Source organism: Psychrobacter sp. FME6, from assembly GCF_014861365.1.
GTDB lineage: Bacteria > Pseudomonadota > Gammaproteobacteria > Pseudomonadales > Moraxellaceae > Psychrobacter.
Genome location: NZ_RRYW01000170.1, coordinates 1 through 2,968, shown reverse-complemented (window position 1 = coordinate 2,968; position 2,968 = coordinate 1). Strand labels below are relative to the sequence as shown.

General features: G+C 37.0%; 4 protein-coding genes. All 4 read right to left on the bottom strand.

Annotated elements, in window-relative coordinates; translation table 11 throughout:
• Positions 1 to 65: 65 nt before the first annotated feature.
• Positions 66 to 272 carry a DUF938 domain-containing protein gene (locus EI162_RS13920; RefSeq protein ID WP_192524897.1) on the bottom strand — a complete coding sequence of 69 codons (207 nt, stop codon included), beginning with the start codon at positions 270 to 272 and terminating at the stop codon, positions 66 to 68.
• A 73-nt stretch (positions 273 to 345) separates the two neighbouring features.
• Positions 346 to 810, bottom strand: a complete 465-nt coding sequence (locus EI162_RS13915) for a flavodoxin family protein (RefSeq protein ID WP_192524896.1) — start codon at positions 808 to 810, stop codon at positions 346 to 348.
• Between the two features lie 52 nt (positions 811 to 862).
• The gene (locus EI162_RS13910; RefSeq protein WP_192524895.1) at positions 863 to 1,273 is read right to left on the bottom strand and encodes an OsmC family protein; all 411 of its coding nucleotides are present in this window, start codon (positions 1,271 to 1,273) and stop codon (positions 863 to 865) included.
• Positions 1,274 to 1,447: 174 nt separating this feature from the next.
• Positions 1,448 to 2,701 carry a hypothetical protein gene (locus tag EI162_RS13905; protein WP_192524894.1) on the bottom strand — a complete coding sequence of 418 codons (1,254 nt, stop codon included), beginning with the start codon at positions 2,699 to 2,701 and terminating at the stop codon, positions 1,448 to 1,450.
• Positions 2,702 to 2,968 lie beyond the last annotated feature (267 nt).

Genomic DNA, 2,968 nt, shown 5'->3' with positions numbered 1-2,968 from the left:
CCATTTGCTCAGCCAGTTTCTTGATGTCAGATTGAGTAGTCATTGCTTATTCTCCAGTTAGTGGATTATAAGCAGTTACACAAAGTTTGGGAAACTCTCGCAAAAACGCTATGCTGCCCCGTTCCCGACCCAATCTCTAATACATGACTCGCATCTTGCAGCTCTTTTTGCAAAACTTCTAGAATTAGCTGCTTGTTGTTTTCGCACGCTTGAGAAAATGGTAATCCAGCAGGGGCAATAGATTGGTTATTATCTGAATCCTCATTAAACATGGTTAATATCCTTATATATCTTGATTGCTAAAGCGTTGATATTAATAATCATGACAAACCAGACAGCAGTAAGCTAATAAATCCCCGCTTCTACTCCAGCTGCTAGTGTCATCGCTAGTTCCTCTACTTGCTCAGCAAAACTATCTTGCCAATCCCCTTGCAGAATCAGTGCCTCTTGAATCCATTCCCAACGCAGTCCAGTGGTAATCGTCTTTATAGCGAGCTTAGTACCCGTACCATCATGGCCTGCTCGAATGTATAAGGCAAACGGCATACCCTGCTTCTCTTCTAGCACAGGATAATAACAACGATCAAAAAAATCTTTGGTCAATCCTGCCATATAAGCCAAGTTTTCAGTTGTGCCTAAAAGTAGCGCATCAGCCGCGAGTACATCTTTAGGCTGCGTGTCTTGTGGCGCTTTAAGAATGACATTGATATCTATATCAGGATGACTAGCACCATCATAAGCGGCTTGCGCCAACTTTTTGGTATTAGGTGATGGTGCATGAGCGACGATAAGTAAGGTTTTGGTAGCCATATCGATCACCGTTATTATGGTTAATAGTTCTTGGAATTAGCAGCTTTTATAATTAGTAGCTCTTAGAATTAATAGTCACCTTTTGAATGATATCAGGATGAATACTTTTAGCAACTGGACAGGTGAGCGCGGTGTTATAGAATATTTTTTGCGTTTTATCATCTAACTGTTGATTAAAAGTAATAGTAACATGTACTTCACTGACCCGTCTTGGATCAGCTGACATCATTTTAGTTACGTCAGCGTTAGTACCTGAAATATCGATATCCATATCACGAGCTTTGATGCCAATAATCGTCAACATACAACTAGCTAAGCTGGTTGCCAGTAAATCAGTCGGTGAAAACGCTTCGCCCTTACCTTGATTATCTACAGGTGCATCAGTAATGATTTCATTGTTTGATTGTAGGTGAATAGCAGTGGTACGCAAATCACCTTGGTACGTTACTTTTGAGGTTGTCATAAATAGTTCTCATTAGTATTTACTATTGTAAAATTAAAATTTTTTAAATTATTTGATACATTTAATTATAGCATTAAGAAGTGTCAGAAAAGGTTATATGTATAACGCTGTGCTCACCGATGGATTAGAAGCTCAGCGAGTATTTTATCATTGTGCAGTTTCTTATTAAAGATTCTACATTTTATTAATTTTAAAAATTATCTCGTCAATCTCATCAATACTAGCCTGAATTGTTAGTTCACCTTTGATAGCTTCGAGAAGTTCCTTAGCCTTCGCTTTTGGTCTAGACGAAACTAACTCTGCACTTACTCTTTCATTTTCTAAAAACAATCTTGAGAGTGACATTAATTGGTTACTATTTAAAACTTCAATAAATGGTTGAAGTGTCAAATAAGCTGATGAACGACCCCAGTAGTTACCGATCCATACAGTTAATATTTCTTGATATACATCTTCAAAAGCTATCGAAGGTACATGAGGGCCAAATTGATTGAGCGCTTTAGCTGCTTTCTCTTCATCTGTCCAACCGTATGTTGTATCTTTAGCTTTAGCCAACTGTTTAATTGCATGCCTATAAAGGCTTGCTCTAGCAGCATCTGGAATAAACTTGATTCCATCAACCTTTACTAAAGTCTCTAAAACTCTTATTTTTGCTCCACTATCTTCACTAGTATCGGAATCAGGTTCAATCAAATATGAGTGATATCTTTGACCTGCAGCTTTTCTCAGATCATCATTCGACTTATTCCAAACTTCTGTAAAAAGATTACTGGCATTATTAAGTGCTGGTGATTCACCCTTTGTAATTAAATCTAATAAAAATCCAAAAGTTATTCTTATATCGCCTTGTTTAAACGCTCTAATCTGATCTTTTAATAATTCGATACTTTCATGTGATAACACTGACTTTTTAATTGGATCAAATAAGCCTGATGGTGAATGTCCCGGATCAGGCATTTCTGCTTCAAATAAATTTTTCTGTAACATAAGTGCTAAAGCAAATACATCCTCTGCCTCAACCTTACTATCACTAGCATGTGCTGGAGAAGCATGGTTTCTCATCCAGTTGATCATTTCCAACGATTTTCCTGCTTTTTTGTTAAGTACTCCTAACTTGGTTGCACCACTGATAAGCGTCATATCATCAACTCCTGACCACCTCTCATTTATAGTCTCACCATCTTTATCATACGTTTTTCGACCACCATCATCTTTTATAGCTGATATAAATAAATCCAAACCATACGCTTCTACTCTACGTCTAAGATTATGTACTGCTGCATTCCAAATATCTAAAAGAGAGTGATCGGGAAAGCCTGCATCTAATAGTTTTCGGGCTTGTGAAAGAAATTCTATTTCAGTATGAACTGTGGCTGGAAAATTCACTTCTGATGGAGAACTCAATAAGATTGGGAGGTTACCTGACATCAATATTCCTTAATTTAAAACATATAAATTAACCACTTGTTTGAGATTTTTTTAAAATCTATTACATAGACAGTTCAAATGTATTATCTAGAGACTTATCATACACTATTCTACACTTGTTGATAATTTAAGAAAGAATATACTAATATCTTTAGAAAGTGTACAGGCAAAAGAAAACCCCCTGTGACTTATGTCACAGGGGGTTTTACTTAGAATAGAGAGCTGACGATGACCTACTCTCACATGGCCGGAGCCACACTACCATTG

Excerpts from the sequence above, each read along its gene's own strand:
- EI162_RS13910 (WP_192524895.1), bottom strand. The coding sequence starts at position 1,273 with ATGACAACCTCAAAAGTAACGTACCAAGGTGATTTGCGTACCACTGCT.
- EI162_RS13920 (WP_192524897.1), bottom strand. The coding sequence starts at position 272 with ATGTTTAATGAGGATTCAGATAATAACCAATCTATTGCCCCTGCTGGA.
- EI162_RS13915 (WP_192524896.1), bottom strand. The coding sequence starts at position 810 with ATGGCTACCAAAACCTTACTTATCGTCGCTCATGCACCATCACCTAAT.
- EI162_RS13905 (WP_192524894.1), bottom strand. The coding sequence starts at position 2,701 with ATGTCAGGTAACCTCCCAATCTTATTGAGTTCTCCATCAGAAGTGAAT.